This is a genomic window from Pseudoruegeria sp. SK021 (assembly GCF_002119405.1).
GTDB lineage: Bacteria > Pseudomonadota > Alphaproteobacteria > Rhodobacterales > Rhodobacteraceae > Meridianimarinicoccus.
In genome coordinates this window covers 18,556-37,828 of the sequence record NZ_MTBG01000002.1, presented here as the reverse complement: position 1 = coordinate 37,828, position 19,273 = coordinate 18,556, and the positions used below count along the sequence as shown (strand labels likewise).

Genomic DNA, 19,273 nt, shown 5'->3' with positions numbered 1-19,273 from the left:
GTGTTACTGACTGGCGAGCGTATTGATCGATGCGACCGTCGTTAGCGACCCGAACACAGCAGAGATCGCCTTGTTGAACTGGCTGACCGGCGCCTCGGTGATGAAGATGGTGTCTTCGTCGCGCACCGTGAAATTCCGGGCGACAAACAGACCCTCGCCCTTGGTCAGGTCAAAAATATAGGCGATTTTTTGCGTGCCGGTGAGGTCAGGTTGTCCCAACACCTTGCGTGCGATCTCTTGCGGTTCCTCGCGCAACAGGAAAATCCCGGTCGGATCCGCTGATACGCTGGACAGACCGCCAACCTGTGCCAAGGCCTCCATTGCCGATAGTTCCTGACTTTCAAAGCGGACGCGGCTTTGGCGTCCGGCGGCCCCCATTGCCGTATAATACCGCTCATCTGCCTCAACGAGGATCCGGTCCCCGGTGCGCAAGGCAATGTCGTTTTCTGGATCTGCATAGAGCGAATTGAACCATACCTTGCCGCTGGTGCGGCCGCGCAGAACCGTGACTTGCGCGATCTCGGGTTCAATGGTCACCCCGCCCGCCCGTGACAGCATCGACGACAGGCGTCGGGTCGGGCGTTCGATCGGATAGACGCCTTGCGCCGTGACCTTGCCGGAAATGGAGACCGTATTGCCATCGCCCGCGCGGCGCATGACGGTGATCTGTGGATCGGGCGTTTGCGCCCCCAGAAGTTGGCTCAGTTCGGCCCGCAAATTGTCCGGGGTTTTTCCGGCGGCGGAAATCCGTCCCGCATAGGGCACGAAAATCATGCCATCACCATCAACCTGAATCGCATCAAGCGGGGCAGGGACCCCAGCAACCGACAACAGGCCTTCCTGCACGTTCTCCCAGATCGCCAAGGACAGTGTGTCGCCCGGCTGAATCACATCAGCCTCAATCATCGACGCACTTTTGAAACTGCTGGGAAAGCCCAGAGGCGGCGTGTATTCCGCAGCTTTGGCAACCCCTTGATTGACGCTGACGATATATGCGTCCCCGCCTTTCAGAACGGAGGTTTCATACAATTCGCCCTTTGTCGGGCCGGGCCGAGGGATGGCGCCGGAACAGCCTGCAAGACTGAGAATGGTGATGACGACGGCCAATTTCTTGTGCCATTCTCGTGATCCGATCAACTGTCTGCCCCTTTTCCATCTCTTTCGGATGTCCATGCCTTCTGACACATTATTCAGCGCCATGCCAGATAGGCCAGACCCCAGAGAAATCCCCTGCGGCAACTGTGTCTGGCTTGACCCGGCGCCCGGCAAGGCGCTAGGTCCGCGCATCGACACCGCGCAGGAGGGGAACCAGACATGTTCACCGGGATAGTCACCGATATCGGCACGATACGTGCGCTTGAACAACGCGGCGATTTGAAGGCGCGGATTGGCACCAGATATGACGCTGACGGCATCGATCTTGGCGCATCTATCGCCTGCGACGGGGCCTGCTTGACGGTTATTGCCAAAGGTCAGGATGCCGATGCGGGGTCTTGGTTCGACGTCGAGATTTCAGCCGAAACCATTTCGAAGACCAATCTAGGAAGCTGGATTTCCAGCAAGAAAATCAACCTAGAACGCCCCTTGAAGGTCGGAGATGAATTGGGAGGTCACATCGTCTCGGGCCATGTCGATGGCGTGGCCGAAGTGACCGCAATCGAAGCGGACGGGGACAGCACTCGGGTGATCCTTCGGGCGCCGGACGCGCTGGCCCGGTTTATTGCGCCGAAGGGATCGGTCGCCCTGAACGGCACCTCGCTGACGGTCAACGATGTCGACGGCCCTAGCTTTGGCATTAATTTCATCCCGCATACCAAACAAGTGACGACTTGGGGGCAGGTCGCGATCGGCGACCGGATCAACCTCGAGATCGACACTTTGGCGCGCTATGTCGCACGATTGAACGATTGGGCGGTTCGGTGAGGCCGCAATCAGGCGCTGGCAAATTGTCATCGGTCGGGATAACAGACGGGTTCTGACAAGGTGGATGCAATGACCGAGTACGAAAAGACCGATTACACTGACGCGATTTCTTCTGTCGAAGAGATCGTGGAAGACGCGCGCAATGGCCGGATGTTCATTCTTGTGGATCATGAAGACCGCGAGAATGAAGGCGATCTGGTTATTCCGGCGCAGATGGCGACCCCGGACTCGATCAATTTCATGGCCACCCATGGTCGCGGGCTGATCTGCCTGACCTTGACCGGAGAACGGATCGACGCGCTTGGCCTGCCGCTGATGGCATCGGACAATTCCTCGCGTCATGAAACGGCGTTTACAGTGTCAATCGAAGCACGCGAAGGCGTGACGACTGGGATTTCGGCCCATGACCGGGCGCGCTCGGTTGCGGTGGCGATTGATCCATCCAAAACTGGCAGTGATATTGCGACGCCGGGGCATATCTTTCCGTTGCGCGCACGGGAAGGTGGCGTTTTGGTTCGCGCCGGCCATACCGAAGCCGCCGTCGATGTTGCGCGCCTCGCGGGGCTGATCCCGGCGGGCGTCATCTGCGAAATCATGAACGAAGACGGCCATATGGCCCGTTTGCCCGACCTTGTGGCGTTTGCGCAGAAGCATAATCTGAAGATTGGCACGATCAGCGACCTGATCGCCTATCGCCGCCGCCACGATAATCTTGTCCGCGTCTCGGCTGAACGACAGGTTCAGTCTGAATTTGGGGGCGAATGGACCATGCGGATTTATTCGGACACCGCCCATGGGGACGAACATATCGCCCTGATTAAAGGTGATTTGAAAGGCGATGCGCCGGTTCTGGTGCGGATGCACGCGCTTGACCCCATGCTGGATGTGATTGGCTTGGGGGAAGCGGGACGCGCCTCTGAATTCAGCCGCTCCATGGAATTGATTGCCGCCGAGGGGCGTGGCGCGTTGGTTTTGCTGCGCGACACCACCATGAAACTTCATCCCGAAGATGCCGGATCGCCCGTGACTTTGCGGCAATATGGCCTTGGAGCGCAGATCCTCAGCTCGCTCGGGCTGTCGGACCTGATTTTATTGACCAATTCGGTCAAACCAAAAGTCGTCGGACTGGAGGCCTATGGGCTTTCGATCGTCGACACCCGCCCCATTCCTACGGAGTAACCCATGGCCGGACAAAGCCACCATACCCTCGCTCGGCCAGAGTTCGCAGAACCGGTACGGGTCGCCATCGTTGTGGCGCCCTATTACCACGAGATTGCGCAGAATCTGATTGCCGGTGCGAAAGCCGAACTGGATGCAGTTGGGGCGAAATACGAAGTGATCGAAGTACCGGGTGCATTGGAAATTCCGACCGCCATTCGGATCGCACAGCGCAGCAACGACTTCGACGGCTACGTCGCCTTGGGCTGCGTCATCCGCGGTGAGACCACCCATTACGACACCGTCTGCAATGACAGTTCGCGGGCGCTGACCCTTTTGGGGCTGGATGGCGCCTGTATTGGCAACGGCATCCTAACGGTCGAGACAGTCGCGCAGGCGGAGGTTCGGGCCGATGTCCTTGGCCAGAACAAAGGGGGCGGGGCAGCCGCCGCGGCCCTGCATCTGATCGCGCTGACCCGGCGTTTTCTCAACAAAGGCAAAAGCGTTGGCTTTCGCCCCGGCGGGTTGACGCTTGCCGGTGACATCGAGGGGCCAGCAACGGCATGACTGACACACCTACAAACTCTGATTCAAACCCTGACGATGACCAGCCCCTACCGCTGTCAGGCAACCAAAAACGCAAGCTGAAATCGGCGGCGCGCTTTTTTGCGGTGCAGGCCTTGTTCCAGATGGAAACAACGCAACAAACCGCGGAAACCGTGGTGCAGGAATTTTCCGACCACCGCTTCGGCGAACGCTTTGACGACCACGAGATGGTGGAAGCGGATAAGGAATTCTTTCGGTCGCTGATTGATGGTGCCGTCAACTGGCAGGCCCAGATTGACCAGATCACCCATCGGGCGCTGGTTGCCAAATGGCCAATCGCGCGGATCGATCCGACGCTGCGGGCGCTGTTCCGCGCCGCCGGGGCGGAGTTGGTTCGCGAAAATACGCCGCCGCGGGTTGTGATCACGGAATATATGGCGGTGTCGGACGCGTTTTTTCCTGACGGAAAAGAAGCGAAATTCGTCAACGCCGTGCTGGATCATATGGCGCATGAGGCCAGCCCCGACGGATTCTGATCGACCCGCTGCAAAGATTTTTGCAAGTGTTTTAGTAGGTTAGGGGGGGTTCTGACGTCGCCATTTGGGTGGCGCTGGAAAGACAGGTGCGGTTGGGGTATGATTTTGGGGTCAACACCAAAGGATAGCCCATGCCTAAGCTCGTTCGACTGTATATCACGCAGGTCTGTATCGGATTTGCCCTTTCGGCAGGGTTCGTGGCGCTGTTGGTGCTCAGCAATGTCGGCAATCTGGCGCATCTGATCGGGTCGTCGCCGATTGGGTGGCTGGCAGTGTTTATGTTGTGGTTTTTCAACGGGATCGTGTTTGCAGGAGTGCAATTCGCGCTGGCGTTGCCACGGGCATCCCGGCCGGAAGGCGGAGGCGGACGTCGGCCCAGAACGCCGGTGGCACATTCGGATCCGATGGCTATTCCTGTAAAGGTGACGCCCCGAAATCACCGCATGACACACTGAAATTAAACGAATTTTAAGCTTCGGATTTCTGTCGGACTTTTATCGGACTTTCGTCGAACCATGCCTCGGGCCGATGGGCACGGCGACGCCGCCATCGGCCTCGGGCCGGGGTAAACGCGATCATAGAGGGAAGGGAAAAGTGGCGGGCCCGCAGCAACCGTGGAGGCGTGAAATTCCCGAGGACCTGTGTTTACAGGTGGGCACCAGGTATCATAACCAGGGTCATAACAGAGCCAGCTCCCTCGGAATTGCTTAAGGCCACCGGAATTAAGCCACAGCACGCGAAGAGCAGAACCCGCCGAGGCCTTAGTTAGGCATCATTGCCCGGCACAACAAGCGGCGATCGACACTGGCGCGCAAATAAAGTTCAGATCAGACAGTGGGGGCAGCCCTAGAAGGCGCCGCGCAGCAAGGCCAGCGCCAAGGCATGTTCCCGTGTGGTGGCGCCCATCTTCTGTCGGACGTTGCGCAGATGCATGCGAACGGTGATTTCTGCAACGCCCAGCGTCTCGGCTATGCGGCTGTTGTTCATGCCTTGGGCCAGACAATGCATCACGTCCTTTTCCCGGACGGTCAAGGACCGGTATTCGGTCATGCCGCCGTAGAGAGCGTCAACCTCGGTCGGCGGCGATAGCCGTGCGGCCATCAGTGCCGAGACGGTTCGGATCAGATCGGCGGTGTTGGGGCCAAACATCTCTTGGGGGTCATCCTGCATCGCCATGACCACCACATTGTCATAAGCCGGTTTGCGCCATTGATGCGCCCACAGCCATGCGTAGCCATAGGACAGCAGGCGCTGCCGCAGCAGCGGAAACCGCGGATCGGGTGCCATGCCGGGCACGGGAAGCCCCGCAAGTGATAATTCCGGGATATCGCCGCGTCTGATGGCAAACAGCATCGGATCGATTTCATGAAAGCGATTGGCGTCATATTCTTTGATCCAAGCGTCTTCCATCGTACTCCGCGCCCAGATCATCTCGCGCGTGTCACGGGTAAAGGCCCCGGCATTTAACGCCACCGCGCCAATTTTTTCCGATGCTCTGACAATTGCCGCCCAACTGTCCTCAATACCTGAAGTCGACGACAGCGTGTCGGTGATGTCGAGTAAAATGGTTTCAAAACTTTGGCTCATAACATTTTCCAAATAAACCTTTACCCATTAATCAGCGTATCCTTCTAACGGGATAACCTCAAGAAACGGATCGCACCTATCTCATTCGATAGCTTGTTCTGGATGAGGGAGTATGGTGAATTGTTTGTACTAACGCAAAAGCAGACATTTAGAAGCGCGGTCATGTTTTTAGATCGCGGTTTGCTCTAGCCCGCCTTTGGTGAGCGTATCATTCGTCGCTCCCTTGACGAATTTTACCAAAGATTTTTCAGCACGTTTAATTTGTATAGAAGGTGTCCGTTCTTGAACGGGCACCTTCGCCTTTCGCCCCGGCGGCGGGGCGCAAAGCGGCTTGACCAATGTTCGCTATTTGTTCATATTCTATTTATGCCGGACACCGCAGCACTGCCTGAGATCGCCCTTCGGACCCTGACATCAGGGCAGGTTCTGGCACGCGGCACATGTCGGCATCTGCGCAGCCATAATTTCACCTGTATCGAAGAATTCACCTTGGCCACAGGCCGCCGCGTCGATGTGATGGCTTTGGGGCCAAAGGGCGAGATTTGGGTGGTGGAATGCAAATCCAGCCGCGCCGATTTTATCACTGATGCGAAATGGACTGATTACCTTGGCTATTGCGACCGGTATTTCTGGGCGGTGGATGACCGGTTTCCGGTGGACCTGCTGCCCGAGGGCACCGGTCTGATCATTGCTGATGGCTACGACGCGGAATTGCTGCGCATGGGGCCAGAAACACGGCTGGCCGGGGCGCGGCGCAAGGCCCTGACCCTGCAAGTGGCGCGGCAGGGGCTGCAGCGGTTGCAGGCCCTGCGCGACCCGGGATTTAGCGCTTTTTCTTGAGGGCGCTGGCCTGTTCGGCAGCGGCGCGCAGTTCCTCAGCGATCTCAAGCGCCTCGTCCGGTTCAAAATCCATCGGCACCTCGACGCCGCCGTCGGCTTCGATGAAAATGCGGACCATCCCCTGATCAGTCGGGCCGATCTGCATGTTGGCGCTGAGGTCACTTTCGCTGTTGATGCCCATGGTCATCTCCTTTTTCAGTCGGGGTAGCTTCTGATGTGGCAGCAGGCAAGAGCCAAGGATAGGCCGCAAGAGAAGAGATTTCAGAAAAAGCGAAAAACTTGGCCCAGAGCCACTTGCATTCAGTAAATTGCGAAGCTAAACCGCCCCAACGTGCCGCCTTAGCTCAGTTGGTTAGAGCGCTGGATTGTGGATCCAGAGGTCCCCCGTTCAAGCCGGGGAGGCGGTACCATCCCCCTATTAGTTTCCAGACATCGCCAAGCCGAACCGGTGTTGTCAGCGTTGCGCAGTTCGACCCGGCGTATCCGGTCGGGCAGGGCGCAGTCGGCGATCCATCTTTGAACCGCCGAAGGCCGATTGTGATGGCGCGATGGATTACTCCATCGCTTCCAGTTCGTCGATCATGTCTGAAATCATGCTCAGCCCCTTATCCCAGAACGCCGGATCGGCGGCGTCGAGGCCGAAGGGCGCCAGCAGTTCGGAATGATGCATGGAGCCGCCAGCCTTCAGCATCTCGAAATACTTGTCCTCAAAGCCGGGCGTGCCATCTTGGTACACCGCATAGAGCGCGTTCACCAAGCCATCCCCGAAGGCATAGGCATAGACGTAGAACGGCGAGTGCACGAAATGCGGGATATAGGCCCAGAACGTGTCATAGCCGTCCATGAACTCAAATGCCGGCCCTAGGCTTTCGCCCTGGACGCTCATCCAGAGGGCGTTGATGGCATCGGGGGTCAGTTCGCCCTCGGCCCGAGCGGCGTGCAGTTTGCATTCGAAATCATAGAACGCGATCTGGCGCACCACGGTATTGATCATGTCCTCAACCTTGCTGGCCAGCAGGGTCTTGCGCTGTTCAGGGGTCTTGGCGCCTTCAAGCAGCTTGCGGAAGGTCAGCATCTCGCCGAACACACTGGCGGTTTCGGCCAAGGTCAGCGGGGTTGACGACAGCAGCTCGCCTTGCTCGGCCGCCAGAATTTGGTGCACGCCATGGCCCAGCTCATGGGCGAGGGTCATCACATCGCGCGGTTTGCCCAAGTAGTTCAGCATGACATAGGGGTGCACCGTGGTGACGGTGGGATGGGCAAAGGCACCGGGGGCCTTGCCGGGTTTCACCCCTGCGTCGATCCAGCCCTTGGTGAAGAACGGTTTGGCAAGCTCGGCCATGCGCGGGTCGAAATCACGGTAGGCATCCATCACCATCGTCTCGGCGCGGGGCCAATCGACGATGCGAGTGTCTTCCATCGGCAGCGGCGCATTGCGGTCCCAGACCTGCATCACATCAAGGCCGAGCCATTTGCGCTTCAGCTCGTAATAGCGGTGCGACAGCTTGGGGTAGGCGGCAACGACGGCGTTGCGCAGGGCCTCGACCACCTCGGGTTCGACCTGATTGGACAGGTGGCGACCGAATTGCGGGCTGGGCATCTTGCGCCAGCGGTCTTCGATTTCCTTTTCCTTGGCCAGCGTGTTGTGGACGCGGGCGAACAGTTTGACGTTGTCGCCAAACACCCGGGCCAGTTCGCGCGACGCCGCCTCGCGGGTGCTGCGGTCCTGTTCGGTCAACAGATTCAGTGTCGCCTCAATGCCCATCTCTTCGCCGTTGACGGTGAAGCTGAGCCCGGCAATGGTTTCGTCGAACAGACGGTTCCATGCGGCGGCGCCCACCATAGACTGATCGTGCAGGAACTTTTCCAACTCGTCGGACAGCTGGTGCGGTTTCATGGCGCGCAGCCGGTCGAAGATCGGTTTATAGCGGCCCAGTTCCGGGTTCTCGGCCAGCATGGCGGCCAATTTCGTGTCGTCGAGCCGGTTCAGTTCCAGCGAATAGAATACCAACTGACTGGTCATGTCGGTGATCCGGTCCTGCATGTCGGCCATGAACTTGGCGCGGTCGGGATCCAGCGTGTTCTGATAATATTGCAGTCCGGCAAACGACATGATCCGGCCGCCAATGGTGCTGATGTTCTCGTCGCGCTGCACGCAGGCCAACAGACCGGCAGCGTCGAGCGTGTCGAGCTTGCCTTCGTAATCGGCTGCGAAATCAGTGCAGGCTTGCTCTAGCCAGTCCAGATCCGCGATCAAGCTGGGGGCGTCCTGTGCGGGATAGAGATCGCTGAGGTCCCATTCCGGCAAGCTGCCCAGAGCACTGGCCCCGGTGTCAGAGGGCGCGTCGCGGGCGGGAATGATCGGCTTAGTCATGGTCACCTCTTGTGATGTGTCCATGGAAGATAGGCAGTGCCGCACCGTAGGTTCAAGCGGCAATGCCTTGATCTTCAGCCATATGCGGCGAGAAGCGCCTGAAGATCGGCCAATGTGTTGGCTTCGGACGCGGGTTTGTCCTGTCGCCACCGCGCCATGCGCGGAAATCGCAGCGCGATGCCGGATTTATGACGGGGGCTGTTCTGGATGCCCTCAAAGGCGATTTCGAACACTTGCTGCGGCTCGACCCGGCGTACGGGGCCAAAGCGTTCAAGGGTGTTTTTGCGCACCCATGCGGTCAGGCTGCGAAATTCGGCATCGGTCAGACCGGAATAGGCCTTGGTGAACGGAACCAAGGACGGTCCATCCCAGACGGCGAAGGTGTAATCGGTAAAAAGATTGGCGCGGCGTCCATGTCCGGCCTGCGCATAAAGCATCACGCCATCGATGACCAAGGGATCAACTTTCCACTTCCACCAATCGCCTTTTTTGCGGCCCGCGCGATAAGGTGAGGCCCGGCGTTTGAGCATCAAGCCTTCGGCGCGCTGACTACGGGCGTCATTGAGCAGCGCGGATAAATCACTCCAACGTCGTGCTGTAACTAGCGGTGATATATCAATATTTGCGTCAAACTGAAGCTCTGATAACGCGACCTCCAACAGCGCGCGTCGCTGGCTGAGCGGGGCTGACCGCAGATCGCGACCTTGCCATTCCAGCAGATCGTAGCAGCGCAGGATCACCGGCGCCTCGGTGAGCAGCTTGCGCGGCACGGTTTTGCGGCCAAGGCGCTTTTGCAGATCGGCAAAGGGCAGGGGTGCTGACCCTTTCCACGCCAGAAGCTCACCATCGAGCACGGTGCCGTCGGGAATGGTATTCAGGGCACTGGCCAGTTCGGGAAAGCGGTCGGTCATCAGATCTTCGCCGCGACTCCAGACATGGTGCTGGCCAGCGCGGCGGATCAATTGGGCGCGAATGCCGTCCCATTTGTATTCGACCTGCCACTCGTCAAGATCGCCCAATGTCTCGGGCGGGTCTTCCAGTTGATATGCCAGATAGAACGGATATGGCCGTGACAGGTTTGCAGTAGGATCATCGGTCAGGATCAGTCGGTCGAACGTGGTGGTGTCTGGCGTCCAGTTGCCCATGAGGCGCACGGCCAGATCAGATTGGGTCACGCCGGTGGCCGCCGCCAGCGCCCGGGTCACCAGCTTTTGACTGACGCCAACCCGGAAGCCGCCAGTGATGAGTTTGTTGAACACCAGCCGCGCATCTGCGGGCAAGCTGGCCCATGCATCCCGAATGTGCTGCGCCCGGGCGGCATCGTCTAACGTCGGCAGCGTCGCCAGCAGCTGCATCCAGGCTGGCAGACTGCGGTCGTCTTGCTGGGATGGTGGCGGCAACACCAGCGCAATGGTCTCGGCCAGATCGCCAACGACGAAATAGGTTTCCTCGATCAGCCAGTCTGGCAAACCTGCGGCTTCGGCGGCCAGCATCCGCAATTGGGTCGCGGTCATCGCGCGCCGTGGTCGCCGCCCGGATAGCAGCGCGATCGCCCATAAGGCGGCGTCGGGCGCGGCCTCGCGGAAATATTGCGCGAGGGCCGCAACCTTAATGTTGACGCTGTTGGTCTGATCCAGATCGTGAAAGAGCTGCGCAAACCGTTGCACGGGGGAAATCCTGCTGGGTTATGGGAACCTGTTCGGTCGATATTTTACATAATTACGATTATTCAACTTACGGATTTGGTGATCCCGCACGTCAGACCGGCTGTTTTTTCAACGCCCGCAGCCGCTGTATCAGGCTGGATGTGTCCCAACGACCGCCGCCCAAGCTTTGGACATCGCCGTAGAATTGATCCACCAAGGCCGCCACTGGCAACGACACGCCAACCTCGCGGGCCTGATCCAGCGCGATCCCCAAATCCTTGCGCATCCAGTCCACGGCAAAGCCGTGCTCGAACGCACCATCGACCATGGTGTCAGCGCGGTTGGCCAATTGCCACGATCCGCCAGCGCCTTGGGCCACCAGTGCGGCGACTTTCTTGGCGTCCAGACCGGCCTCGGTGGCGAAGAACAGCCCCTCGGAAATGCCCTGAACGATGCCCGCGATGCACACTTGATTGACCATTTTGGTCAGTTGGCCAGAGCCCACCGGGCCAAACAGTTCGGTCGCCTTTGCATAGCAGTCCATGATCGGCGCAGCCCGGTTGAAATCGGCCTCTGAGCCGCCACACATCACCGCCAACTGGCCATTTTGCGCCCCGGCTTGTCCGCCCGATACCGGCGCATCGACAAAGCCGATGCCGTGTTCGGCAGCGACGGCCGCCAATTCACGCGCGACCGTGGCTGAGGCTGTCGTGTGATCGACAAAAATCGTGCCGTCGCCCATCCCGGCCAGTGCGCCGTCGTCCCCAAGGACAACCGAGCGCAGATCCGCATCGTTGCCGACGCATGCGAACACCAGATCACAGTCCTGCGCGGCCTGTCGGGGCGTCTCGGCGGACGCGCCGCCATGTTCGGCCACCCATGCGGCGGCTTTTGTGGCGGTGCGGTTATATACGGTGACCGTGTGGCCCGCCTGCACGAGATGGCCCGCCATGGGATAGCCCATCACGCCCAATCCAATAAATGCCACTTTTGCCATCGAACTCTCCTAACCTGCCCGCAGAATTTCAGGTATGTTACGAGGATCCCACACTGGCTGAAAGACCATTTCAACCTGTTGTAGCCGAGGCGCAAATCTGCGTTACATGCGGTCAACATCACGAAACAAAAGTAACAAATACGGATCGGCGAAGGCAGATGACCCTCAAAACCGGCGTTCTGGCCATTCTTCTTCTCACAGGGTCGTCGATTGCGGCCATGGCGCTGGAGAGCGTGAATTTCACCGTCGTCGGCGTTGCGGCAGATGAGGACACCGGCGCGTTGGAGGACAGCCTGCGCGCAGCATCTTTGACAAATACCGCGCTTGAACAAGACGATAGCAATGCACAAGATGTCTTGGGCGCGGCACGATCTGACTATGCCCGGTTTATCAGCGTCCTGTATCAGAACGGATATTTCGGACCGTCGATTTCAATCAAAATCGACGGCAAGGAAGTGGCAGATATTGATCCGTTCAATCCGCCGAACGCCGTCACCACAGTTGATGTCGCCGTAAATACAGGGCCCAGTTTTCGGTTTGGCACCGCCCAGATCGGGCCTCGTCCGGATAAGGCCGAACCGACCCCGATTGTGCCCGGGTTTGAGAAGAACCAACCGGCGGATTCGACCCTTGTTGCCACAGCCGCCAATGCCGGCGTCAATGAATGGCGCGAAAAGGGTCACGCCAAGGCTGACGTTGCCGGGCAATCCATCGTCGCCAATCACGAACGACGGCGCCTCGATGTCAAGATCGACCTAGAGCCGGGTCCCCGGTTGCGGTTCGGCCCGATCACGATCACCGGCAAGACCGCCGTTCGCGAAGACCGTATCCGTGAAATCATGGGCTATCCCGAGGGCGAAATCTATTCTCCGTCAGAATTGCGCGATGTGCTGAGCCGGTTGCGCCGCACCGGCGCGTTCAGCGTGGCCGCCGTGACCGAAGCCGATGCGCCCAGTGCGAACGGCAATTTGGATTACACCTTGTCTGTCATTGACGAAAAGCCCCGGCGCATCGGGTTCAGCGGCGATGTGTCGACCCAAGATGGCATCACGTTAAGTGCGTTCTGGCTGCATCGGAACCTGTGGGGCGGCGCCGAGCGGCTGCGCATCGACGCTGAGATCGCCAATATCGGCGGCACCGCCGGTGGCTTTGGCAGCGAACGCAGCGATGGCATGGATTACGGGATCGGGGCGCGCCTGACCAATCCGGCCATGTTCGGAACCGACAATGACGGGTTCGCTTATGGCAGCTTCTCATATACCGACGATCCCGAATATGAAGAAACTGCGGCCTTGGTCGGCGTCGGTTTAAGCCGTCATTTCGACGACAAATATTATGGCGAAACGTCCATCGGTTACCGGTATTCCGACGTGAACGACGCCTTTGGACACCGCGAATTCAATCTGATCGTGTTTCCATCCCGTCTGGAATGGGAAAATCGCGATACGCCGGGGGATGCCAAGAAAGGCTCTTATGCCAACCTTTATCTGACGCCCTATGCCGGGGTCGCCGGGTCGGAAAGTGGCGCGATGATGGATCTGGATCTGCGCGGCTATCAGGGGCTTGGGTCGAAGAAAAAGGTGGTGCTGGCAGGCCGGGTGCAACTGGGCAGCGTGGTCGGCTCTAGCCTGAGTGAAACCTCGCCCGAATATCTGTTCTTCTCAGGCGGCGCTGATACCGTCCGCGGACAACCGTATCAAAGCCTCGGGGTCGATGTGGGCTCTAGCCAACTGTCGGGTGGCCGCAGCTTTGTTGGGCTGTCCGCCGAAGTGCGCACTGCCGTCACCGAAAGCATTGGTGCCGTTGCCTTCATGGATTGGGGGTTCGTCGGCCCGGACAGTTACTATTCAGACGCCGGAAATTCACAATCTGGCCTCGGCCTTGGTATCCGCTATGGGACACCGATCGGACCGATCCGCCTTGATTTGGCGACGCCGTATACCGGGGAGCTTAAAGAGTTCTCTCGGGTTGAGATTTACATTGGAGTAGGACAAGCATTTTGACCCGCCGCTCAGTTCTTTTGCTGGCCCTGATCGCGGCCTTTGGGGTGATGGTTCAGTCCGCGCCGCAGGCCGTTGCCCAGACCACCCCGACACCGACCGAAGCGGCTGCCGACGACGATGCCGGCTTTCTGGAACGGATGATCCAGAATGCTCTGGGCGGCCCCGGCAGGACCGTGCGGATTTCTGGTCTGAGCGGTGTGCTGAGTTCCGAAGCCAGCATCGCGGAAATCGAAGTGTCCGATGACGATGGCACTTGGTTGCGGATTCGGGATGTGGTGCTGAATTGGCGTCGCCTGGCGCTGTTGCGCGGTCGCTTGGAAGTGGATGCCCTGACCGTCGGCTCGGTGCAGGTAGAACGTAAGCCACTGCCCGCCCCCGGCGAAGCCCCGGCGCTTGCCGCCGATCCCGATGCTGAACCCACCCTCTTTGCCCTGCCCAGTTTGCCGGTTTCGGTCAATGTTCAACAACTGTCGGTCGGCGCGCTGTCTTTGGCTGAACCGGTGGTTGGTCAGGCGCTGGTCGCGTCGATCAATGGCTCGGCCAGTTTGGCGGGCGGTGAAGGCGCGATCAATCTGGCCGTGTTGCGGATCGATGGCAAAGCCGGAGCCATCAACCTGAATGCCGGGTTCGAAAATGACAGCCGCCGTCTCTATGTCACTTTGGATGTGGACGAATCCCAAGGCGGCCTGATCGCCAGTATGTCAGGCATGCCGGATGAACCGGCGCTGAAACTGACGGTGTCGGGCGACGCACCCATTAGTGATTTTACCGCCGATATTCGACTGGCGACGGACAATGTCGATCGGTTGACCGGCACGGTGTCCTTAAGCGAGACCCAAAGCGTCGCCAATACCCCGCAACGGGCCATCGCGGCGGATTTGTCTGGCGATGTCGCCAATCTGTTCTTGCCCGATTACCGCAACTTCTTCGGCAACGAGGTGGAACTTGTGGTGCGGGCCATTCAAGACCCGGTTGAGGGCATCGATATCTCGCAACTGGATCTGACCACGAACGGCATGACGCTGGACGGTCAGATTTCACTGTCCGCAGATTATCTGCCCCGCGTTATCGATATTCGTGCCCATTTGGGACAGGTGAAAACCGGCTTGCCGGTCACCCTGCCCCTGCCCGGCCCGGCGCTGACGGTCCAGATGGCCGATCTGGTGGTGGCTTATGACGAAGCCTCGGGCGACGATTTCACCCTGTCGCTCATTAGTGATGGCGTGATGCGTGAAGATGGTCTGGTGTTGGACCGTGCCGCGATCACCTCTAGCGGGACGCTGGCGCGTCCGACGCCGGGCAAGATCGACGCCCTAACCGGTGATCTGACGGTTGCTGTCACCGGGTTTTCCCATACGGATGTGGCGCTGTGGGATGCGGTCGGCGACGGCTTTGAGCTGACCAGCCAGATTGACTGGACCAATGGCGGCGCGCTTCAGCTCAGTGATCTGATCGCGCAATCGGACGATGTGAAGCTGCGCGGCAATGCGACGGTCACCGGCTTGCAAGACAGTGACATCGCGGTTGCCGCGACCGTGTCCGCCGAAACCGGTGATCTGGACCGGTTTTCAGCCATCAGCGGCCAGACCCTTGGCGGTCAGGTCACGGCGGATGTGACCGCGACGTATGCCGTGACCTCAGGCGCGTTCGACGTGGATCTGGCCGGACAGGCGCAGGATCTGGCCATCGGCGATGACCCGTCCAATGACCTGTTGGCAGGCGCGCTGGACCTGAAGCTTCAGGCGGCGCGAACCGCAACCGGGATTGAGGTTCCGAGCCTCAGCGTCAAGGGCTATGCGCTGGATTTGACAGGCGTTGCGGCGATTGCGCCAGACGGTTTGCCCAGCAAACTGAACGTGACCGGTACGGTTGGGCGCGCGGGCAATGACCGGCTTGCCTTGCCGATCCCCGGACCCGAGGCCTTGATCCGCCAAGCCAATATCGACATCGCCTATGATGCGGCCAAAGGGGACAGTTTCACCGCCCTGATCGATGCGGCAGACTTTAGCCGCGCCGGTCTTGGGTTCTCCAGCGCGCGCATTCAAGCCGACGGCACGTTGGGCCGCAGCGGCGCGAACGGTGCCTTGTCGGGCGCGACTGCGGCCCTGACGGCGACGGTGCAGGACTTCACCCATCCCGATGCGGCGATCGCGCAGGCTGTTGGCGATGCGGCAGACCTTAGTGCCGATCTGGACTGGGTCAATAATGGGGCGCTGACGCTGAGCGATCTCGACGCGCGGACCGGCGATGTGGCCCTGACGGGCGGCGCGACGGTGACCGGCTTGCAGGCCGATGCCATTGCGGTCGACGCCAAGCTGGCGGCAACGGCAGGCGATCTTGCCCGGTTCTCGGCCATCAGCGGCCAAAACTTGGCCGGGGCAATCACGGCAGATGTGACCGCGAAATATGATGTCCCCACCGGACATTTCGCCATTGATCTGGCCGGTAAAACCACCGACCTGACCGTTGGCGAACCGGCAGACACCAATCTGTTGGCCGGCACTGTCGATCTGGCGGTGACCGCCGCCCGGACCGACACCGGGACCGACCTCAGCCAATTTTCCCTCAAAGGCCAAGCGATTGACATCGCCGGGACTGCCCAATTGGCAGCGGACAACTGGCCCGAGAAAATCGACCTTGCCGGGCGGATTGGCTCGGGCGGCACCGACCCCGTTTCCCTGCCTGTTCCGGGACCGGTCATGCTGTTGCAACAAGGCCAGATTGATCTGTCCTATGATGCCGCCTCCGGCGACACATTTACAGCCGTACTGGCCGCGGATGGGTTCAGCCGCGATGGTATGGAGGTGGGCGCGGCCCGTGTAACGGCGAACGGTGACATTGCCCGGATGGCCTCGGGTCTTGGGGTTGCATCGGCCTCGGCAGTGCTGAACGCCGATTTGACCGGGTTTCGCCATCCCGATCCCGCAATCTATCAGGCGGTCGGCGATGATCTTGGTTTCAAGACCACGGCGAACTGGATCAATGGCGGTCAGCTGACGATTTCTGACCTGTCGGCAAAATCGGGTAATGTGACCCTGACCGGCGACGCGACGGTGGACGGGCTTCAGGGCGACGACACCATGGCGGTCAAGGCGCAAATCGCGGCTGTCGCGGGCGATCTGGGCCGGTTCTCGGCCATTAGCGGGCAACAGCTTGGGGGCAGTATCTCGGCAGATGTGACCGCAGATTACACCGTCGATACTGGGCATTTCGACGTCGATTTCACCGGCCAAACCCGCGATCTGTCGGTGGGCACCGAAAGCGCCGACGATCTGCTGGCCGGAGATGTGTCAATGGCCATCACCGCCGCGCGAGACGAGACCGGGATGACGTTGAGCAACCTGTCCATTGACGGGCGGTCGATCAATCTGGCCGGTACGGCGATGCTGGACCCAGAACTTTGGCCCAGCAAGGTCGATATTACCGGCCGCGTCGGCACCCCGACAGGGGCGCCGGTGGTCTTGCCGATTGGGGGGCCACCTGCCCGGCTGCAAGCTGCCGACCTGACCCTCAGTTATGACGCCGCCCAAGCGGACGGTTTCAAAGCGGTGATTTCGGCCCGGGATTTTGACCGCGACGGCGTCCGCGTCGGCACGGTCAACCTGATCGCGGACGGAGCAATCCGCAAAACCGAAGGCGAAAGTGGCGTCTCTGATGTGACCGCGAAGATCACCGGACAGGTTGCGAACGCATCCGCCACCGATGCGGCGATGAACCGGGCCTTGCGGGATGGGGCGGATCTGGGGGCGACCCTCGACTGGACCGCCGAAACCAACAACCTGAACGTGACAGGCTTGACGTTGACCTCTGGCGATGCGTCGGTGACCGGCAACGGGCGGCTGGCCAAACTGGGGGCGGCAGACATGGAAATGTCGGCGCGGGTTGATCTGGCCACCGGCCCTCTGGCCCGGTTTTCCGGCCTGACCGGGCAGCAATTGGGCGGCGCGCTGACCGCGGGTGCAACCGCAAGCTTCGCGGCGCAAACCGGGTTCTTCGATGTCGAATTGGATGCCTTGGGACAAAACATCTCGACCGGTGTGCCAGATGTCGACCAACTATTGGCTGGCCAGACGAGGATCGTGGTCGATGCCTCGAAAGACGAAAACGGACTGCGCATCGACCGCGGCGATATCACCGGCACCGAGCTGACCCTGACCACAACCGGCGGATTGGTGAACGGCCAGACGGATGTTGTGATGAACGGCCGCCTGCGCAATCTTGGCCTGTTCGTTCCGGGCATTTCGGGACCGTTGGTGTTGCAGGCCACAGCCAGCGAACGCAATCAGGTCTGGTCGATCCGGTCGACTTTGGATGGCCCCGGCGGCGCGCGTGTGGCGGCGACGGGCGACGTTCTGCGCCCAGATGGCACCATGGACGTAAGCGCAACCGGGAGCTTGCCGCTTTGGCTGGCAAACCGGGCACTTGCGCCGCGCTCCATCCAAGGGGACGCCACGTTTGATCTTCGGGTCAATGGCCGGCCCGGCTTGGATGCCGTATCGGGTACTGTGAACGTGGCTGGGGGGCGATTGGCAGACCCCGAGACCCGATTGGCACTGGAAAACCTTGGCGTGCGCGTGGCGATCGCCAATGCTCGGGCCGATCTGGACGTTCGTGCAAATCTGAACACCGGCGGGACAATTACCGTCAGCGGTCCAATTACCTTGACCGGCGATATTCCGGCGCAAATCGACGTCAAGCTAGATCAACTGCATCTGGTGGATCCTAGCTTGTATGACACGACCGTGAATGGGCAAATTTCGGTGAATGGGCCGTTGACCGGCGGTGCCGACATTGCCGGACGGATTGATATTGGCCGGACCGAAGTGCAGATTCCATCCAGTTTCGGTGGCCCATCGGCAGTGCCGGATATCGAGCATAAGGGGGAACCCAAGTCCAGCTTGGTGACACGCATGCGTGCCGGGCTGGTCACAGAGGATGACGGCGGCGGCGCGCAGGGCGGCGGGCCGGTTTACAATCTTGACCTGCTGATCTCGGCACCGAACCAGATCTTCATTCGCGGACGTGGACTGGATGCTGAACTTGGCGGCGCGATTACCGTCCGCGGCACCTCGGTGACGCCAGTCCCAAGTGGTGATCTGCAACTGATCCGTGGCCGCATGAGCCTATTGTCGCAAAATTTGGAGTTCACCGAGGCCACGATTTCGTTCCAAGGGTCACTGGTGCCGTATCTGCGGATGGTTGCGTCATCCGATAACGGGACGATCAATGCCAATATCGTCATTGAGGGACCGGTGACCGATCCGGAAATCTCGCTGTCGTCGGACCCTGAACTGCCGCAGGACGAAGTCTTGGCGCAATTGTTCTTCGCCAAACCGATTGCCAGTTTGTCCCCGGTCGAGTTGATCCAGCTGGCATCGGCGATCAATACGTTGTCGGGCGGTGGTGGTGGCGTGTTTGGCGCAATCCGCGATACGCTGGGCGTCGATCAGTTGAACGTGGCAAAGGATGATGATGGCACCACTTCGGTCACGGCCGGGAAATACATTTCGGAGCGAGTGTATACGGATGTGACCGTGGGATCAGACGGCACCAGCGAGATCCAACTGAACTATGAAATCCGCAAGAATTTCACAGCGCGGGGCGGGTTCGACAACGATGGCAATACCAGCATCGGCCTGTCCTATGAGACGGATTATTGATCT

14 protein-coding genes and 1 tRNA gene are annotated in these 19,273 nt (G+C 59.8%); 9 read left to right on the top strand and 6 right to left on the bottom strand.

Annotated elements, in window-relative coordinates; translation table 11 throughout:
* Window positions 1-3: 3 nt before the first annotated feature.
* Window positions 4-1,137, bottom strand: a complete 1,134-nt coding sequence (locus BV911_RS02700; protein WP_240512120.1) for a polysaccharide biosynthesis/export family protein — start codon at window positions 1,135-1,137, stop codon at window positions 4-6.
* Window positions 1,138-1,314: 177 nt separating this feature from the next.
* Here BV911_RS02700 and BV911_RS02695 point away from each other — a divergent pair, with 177 nt between their 5' ends.
* The 5 genes from BV911_RS02695 to BV911_RS02675 all read left to right on the top strand — a co-directional run bounded on the left by BV911_RS02695 (window position 1,315) and on the right by BV911_RS02675 (window position 4,618).
* Entirely contained in the window at window positions 1,315-1,923 is a 609-nt protein-coding gene (locus tag BV911_RS02695) for a riboflavin synthase (protein WP_086052055.1), read from the top strand.
* 69 nt (window positions 1,924-1,992) lie between these two features.
* Window positions 1,993-3,102, top strand: coding sequence for a 3,4-dihydroxy-2-butanone-4-phosphate synthase (ribB, locus tag BV911_RS02690; protein ID WP_086052054.1), 1,110 nt, complete (start codon window positions 1,993-1,995; stop codon window positions 3,100-3,102).
* 3 nt (window positions 3,103-3,105) lie between these two features.
* Entirely contained in the window at window positions 3,106-3,648 is a 543-nt protein-coding gene (locus BV911_RS02685) for a 6,7-dimethyl-8-ribityllumazine synthase (protein WP_086052053.1), read from the top strand.
* Entirely contained in the window at window positions 3,645-4,163 is a 519-nt protein-coding gene (gene nusB, locus BV911_RS02680) for a transcription antitermination factor NusB (protein ID WP_086052052.1), read from the top strand. Before BV911_RS02685 ends, nusB begins: the two co-directional genes overlap by 4 nt.
* 131 nt (window positions 4,164-4,294) lie before the next feature.
* Complete coding sequence (locus BV911_RS02675) at window positions 4,295-4,618, top strand: hypothetical protein (RefSeq protein WP_086052051.1); 324 nt, start codon at window positions 4,295-4,297, stop codon at window positions 4,616-4,618.
* 391 nt (window positions 4,619-5,009) lie between these two features.
* Here BV911_RS02675 and BV911_RS02670 read toward each other — a convergent pair whose 3' ends face one another.
* The gene (locus tag BV911_RS02670) at window positions 5,010-5,750 is read right to left on the bottom strand and encodes a LuxR family transcriptional regulator (RefSeq protein ID WP_086052050.1); all 741 of its coding nucleotides are present in this window, start codon (window positions 5,748-5,750) and stop codon (window positions 5,010-5,012) included.
* Between the two features lie 366 nt (window positions 5,751-6,116).
* Between BV911_RS02670 and BV911_RS02665 the strand changes: the two genes are divergently transcribed.
* Window positions 6,117-6,590, top strand: a complete 474-nt coding sequence (locus BV911_RS02665; RefSeq protein WP_086052049.1) for an MmcB family DNA repair protein — start codon at window positions 6,117-6,119, stop codon at window positions 6,588-6,590.
* On the opposite strand, the gene BV911_RS02660 is transcribed toward BV911_RS02665, so the two are convergent.
* Entirely contained in the window at window positions 6,574-6,771 is a 198-nt protein-coding gene (locus BV911_RS02660; RefSeq protein WP_086052048.1) for a DUF6324 family protein, read from the bottom strand. The genes BV911_RS02665 and BV911_RS02660 overlap by 17 nt on opposite strands.
* A 152-nt stretch (window positions 6,772-6,923) precedes the next feature.
* On the opposite strand from BV911_RS02660, the gene BV911_RS02655 reads away from it, so the two are divergent.
* A tRNA-His gene (locus BV911_RS02655) sits at window positions 6,924-7,000 on the top strand.
* A 143-nt stretch (window positions 7,001-7,143) separates the two neighbouring features.
* On the opposite strand, the gene BV911_RS02650 is transcribed toward BV911_RS02655, so the two are convergent.
* The 3 genes from BV911_RS02650 to BV911_RS02640 form a co-directional block, all read right to left on the bottom strand.
* Window positions 7,144-8,964, bottom strand: coding sequence for a M3 family oligoendopeptidase (locus BV911_RS02650; protein WP_086052047.1), 1,821 nt, complete (start codon window positions 8,962-8,964; stop codon window positions 7,144-7,146).
* A 74-nt stretch (window positions 8,965-9,038) separates the two neighbouring features.
* On the bottom strand, window positions 9,039-10,631 hold the full coding sequence (locus BV911_RS02645) for an ATP-dependent DNA ligase (protein WP_086052046.1): 1,593 nt from the start codon (window positions 10,629-10,631) through the stop codon (window positions 9,039-9,041).
* Window positions 10,632-10,722: 91 nt separating this feature from the next.
* Window positions 10,723-11,607 carry an NAD(P)-dependent oxidoreductase gene (locus BV911_RS02640; protein WP_086052045.1) on the bottom strand — a complete coding sequence of 295 codons (885 nt, stop codon included), beginning with the start codon at window positions 11,605-11,607 and terminating at the stop codon, window positions 10,723-10,725.
* Window positions 11,608-11,765: 158 nt separating this feature from the next.
* On the opposite strand from BV911_RS02640, the gene BV911_RS02635 reads away from it, so the two are divergent.
* Complete coding sequence (locus tag BV911_RS02635) at window positions 11,766-13,610, top strand: autotransporter assembly complex family protein (protein ID WP_168183960.1); 1,845 nt, start codon at window positions 11,766-11,768, stop codon at window positions 13,608-13,610.
* Window positions 13,607-19,270, top strand: coding sequence for a translocation/assembly module TamB domain-containing protein (locus BV911_RS02630; RefSeq protein ID WP_086052043.1), 5,664 nt, complete (start codon window positions 13,607-13,609; stop codon window positions 19,268-19,270). The genes BV911_RS02635 and BV911_RS02630 overlap by 4 nt, the downstream gene beginning before the upstream one ends.
* Window positions 19,271-19,273 lie beyond the last annotated feature (3 nt).

Bases quoted from the DNA above. Each gene is read 5' to 3' on its own strand.
- BV911_RS02665 (WP_086052049.1), top strand. From the start codon at position 6,117: ATGCCGGACACCGCAGCACTGCCTGAGATCGCCCTTCGGACCCTGACA.
- BV911_RS02650 (WP_086052047.1), bottom strand. From the start codon at position 8,964: ATGACTAAGCCGATCATTCCCGCCCGCGACGCGCCCTCTGACACCGGG.
- BV911_RS02685 (WP_086052053.1), top strand. From the start codon at position 3,106: ATGGCCGGACAAAGCCACCATACCCTCGCTCGGCCAGAGTTCGCAGAA.
- nusB (WP_086052052.1), top strand. From the start codon at position 3,645: ATGACTGACACACCTACAAACTCTGATTCAAACCCTGACGATGACCAG.
- BV911_RS02695 (WP_086052055.1), top strand. From the start codon at position 1,315: ATGTTCACCGGGATAGTCACCGATATCGGCACGATACGTGCGCTTGAA.
- BV911_RS02660 (WP_086052048.1), bottom strand. From the start codon at position 6,771: ATGGGCATCAACAGCGAAAGTGACCTCAGCGCCAACATGCAGATCGGC.
- BV911_RS02670 (WP_086052050.1), bottom strand. From the start codon at position 5,750: ATGAGCCAAAGTTTTGAAACCATTTTACTCGACATCACCGACACGCTG.
- BV911_RS02640 (WP_086052045.1), bottom strand. From the start codon at position 11,607: ATGGCAAAAGTGGCATTTATTGGATTGGGCGTGATGGGCTATCCCATG.
- ribB (WP_086052054.1), top strand. From the start codon at position 1,993: ATGACCGAGTACGAAAAGACCGATTACACTGACGCGATTTCTTCTGTC.
- BV911_RS02675 (WP_086052051.1), top strand. From the start codon at position 4,295: ATGCCTAAGCTCGTTCGACTGTATATCACGCAGGTCTGTATCGGATTT.
- BV911_RS02635 (WP_168183960.1), top strand. From the start codon at position 11,766: ATGACCCTCAAAACCGGCGTTCTGGCCATTCTTCTTCTCACAGGGTCG.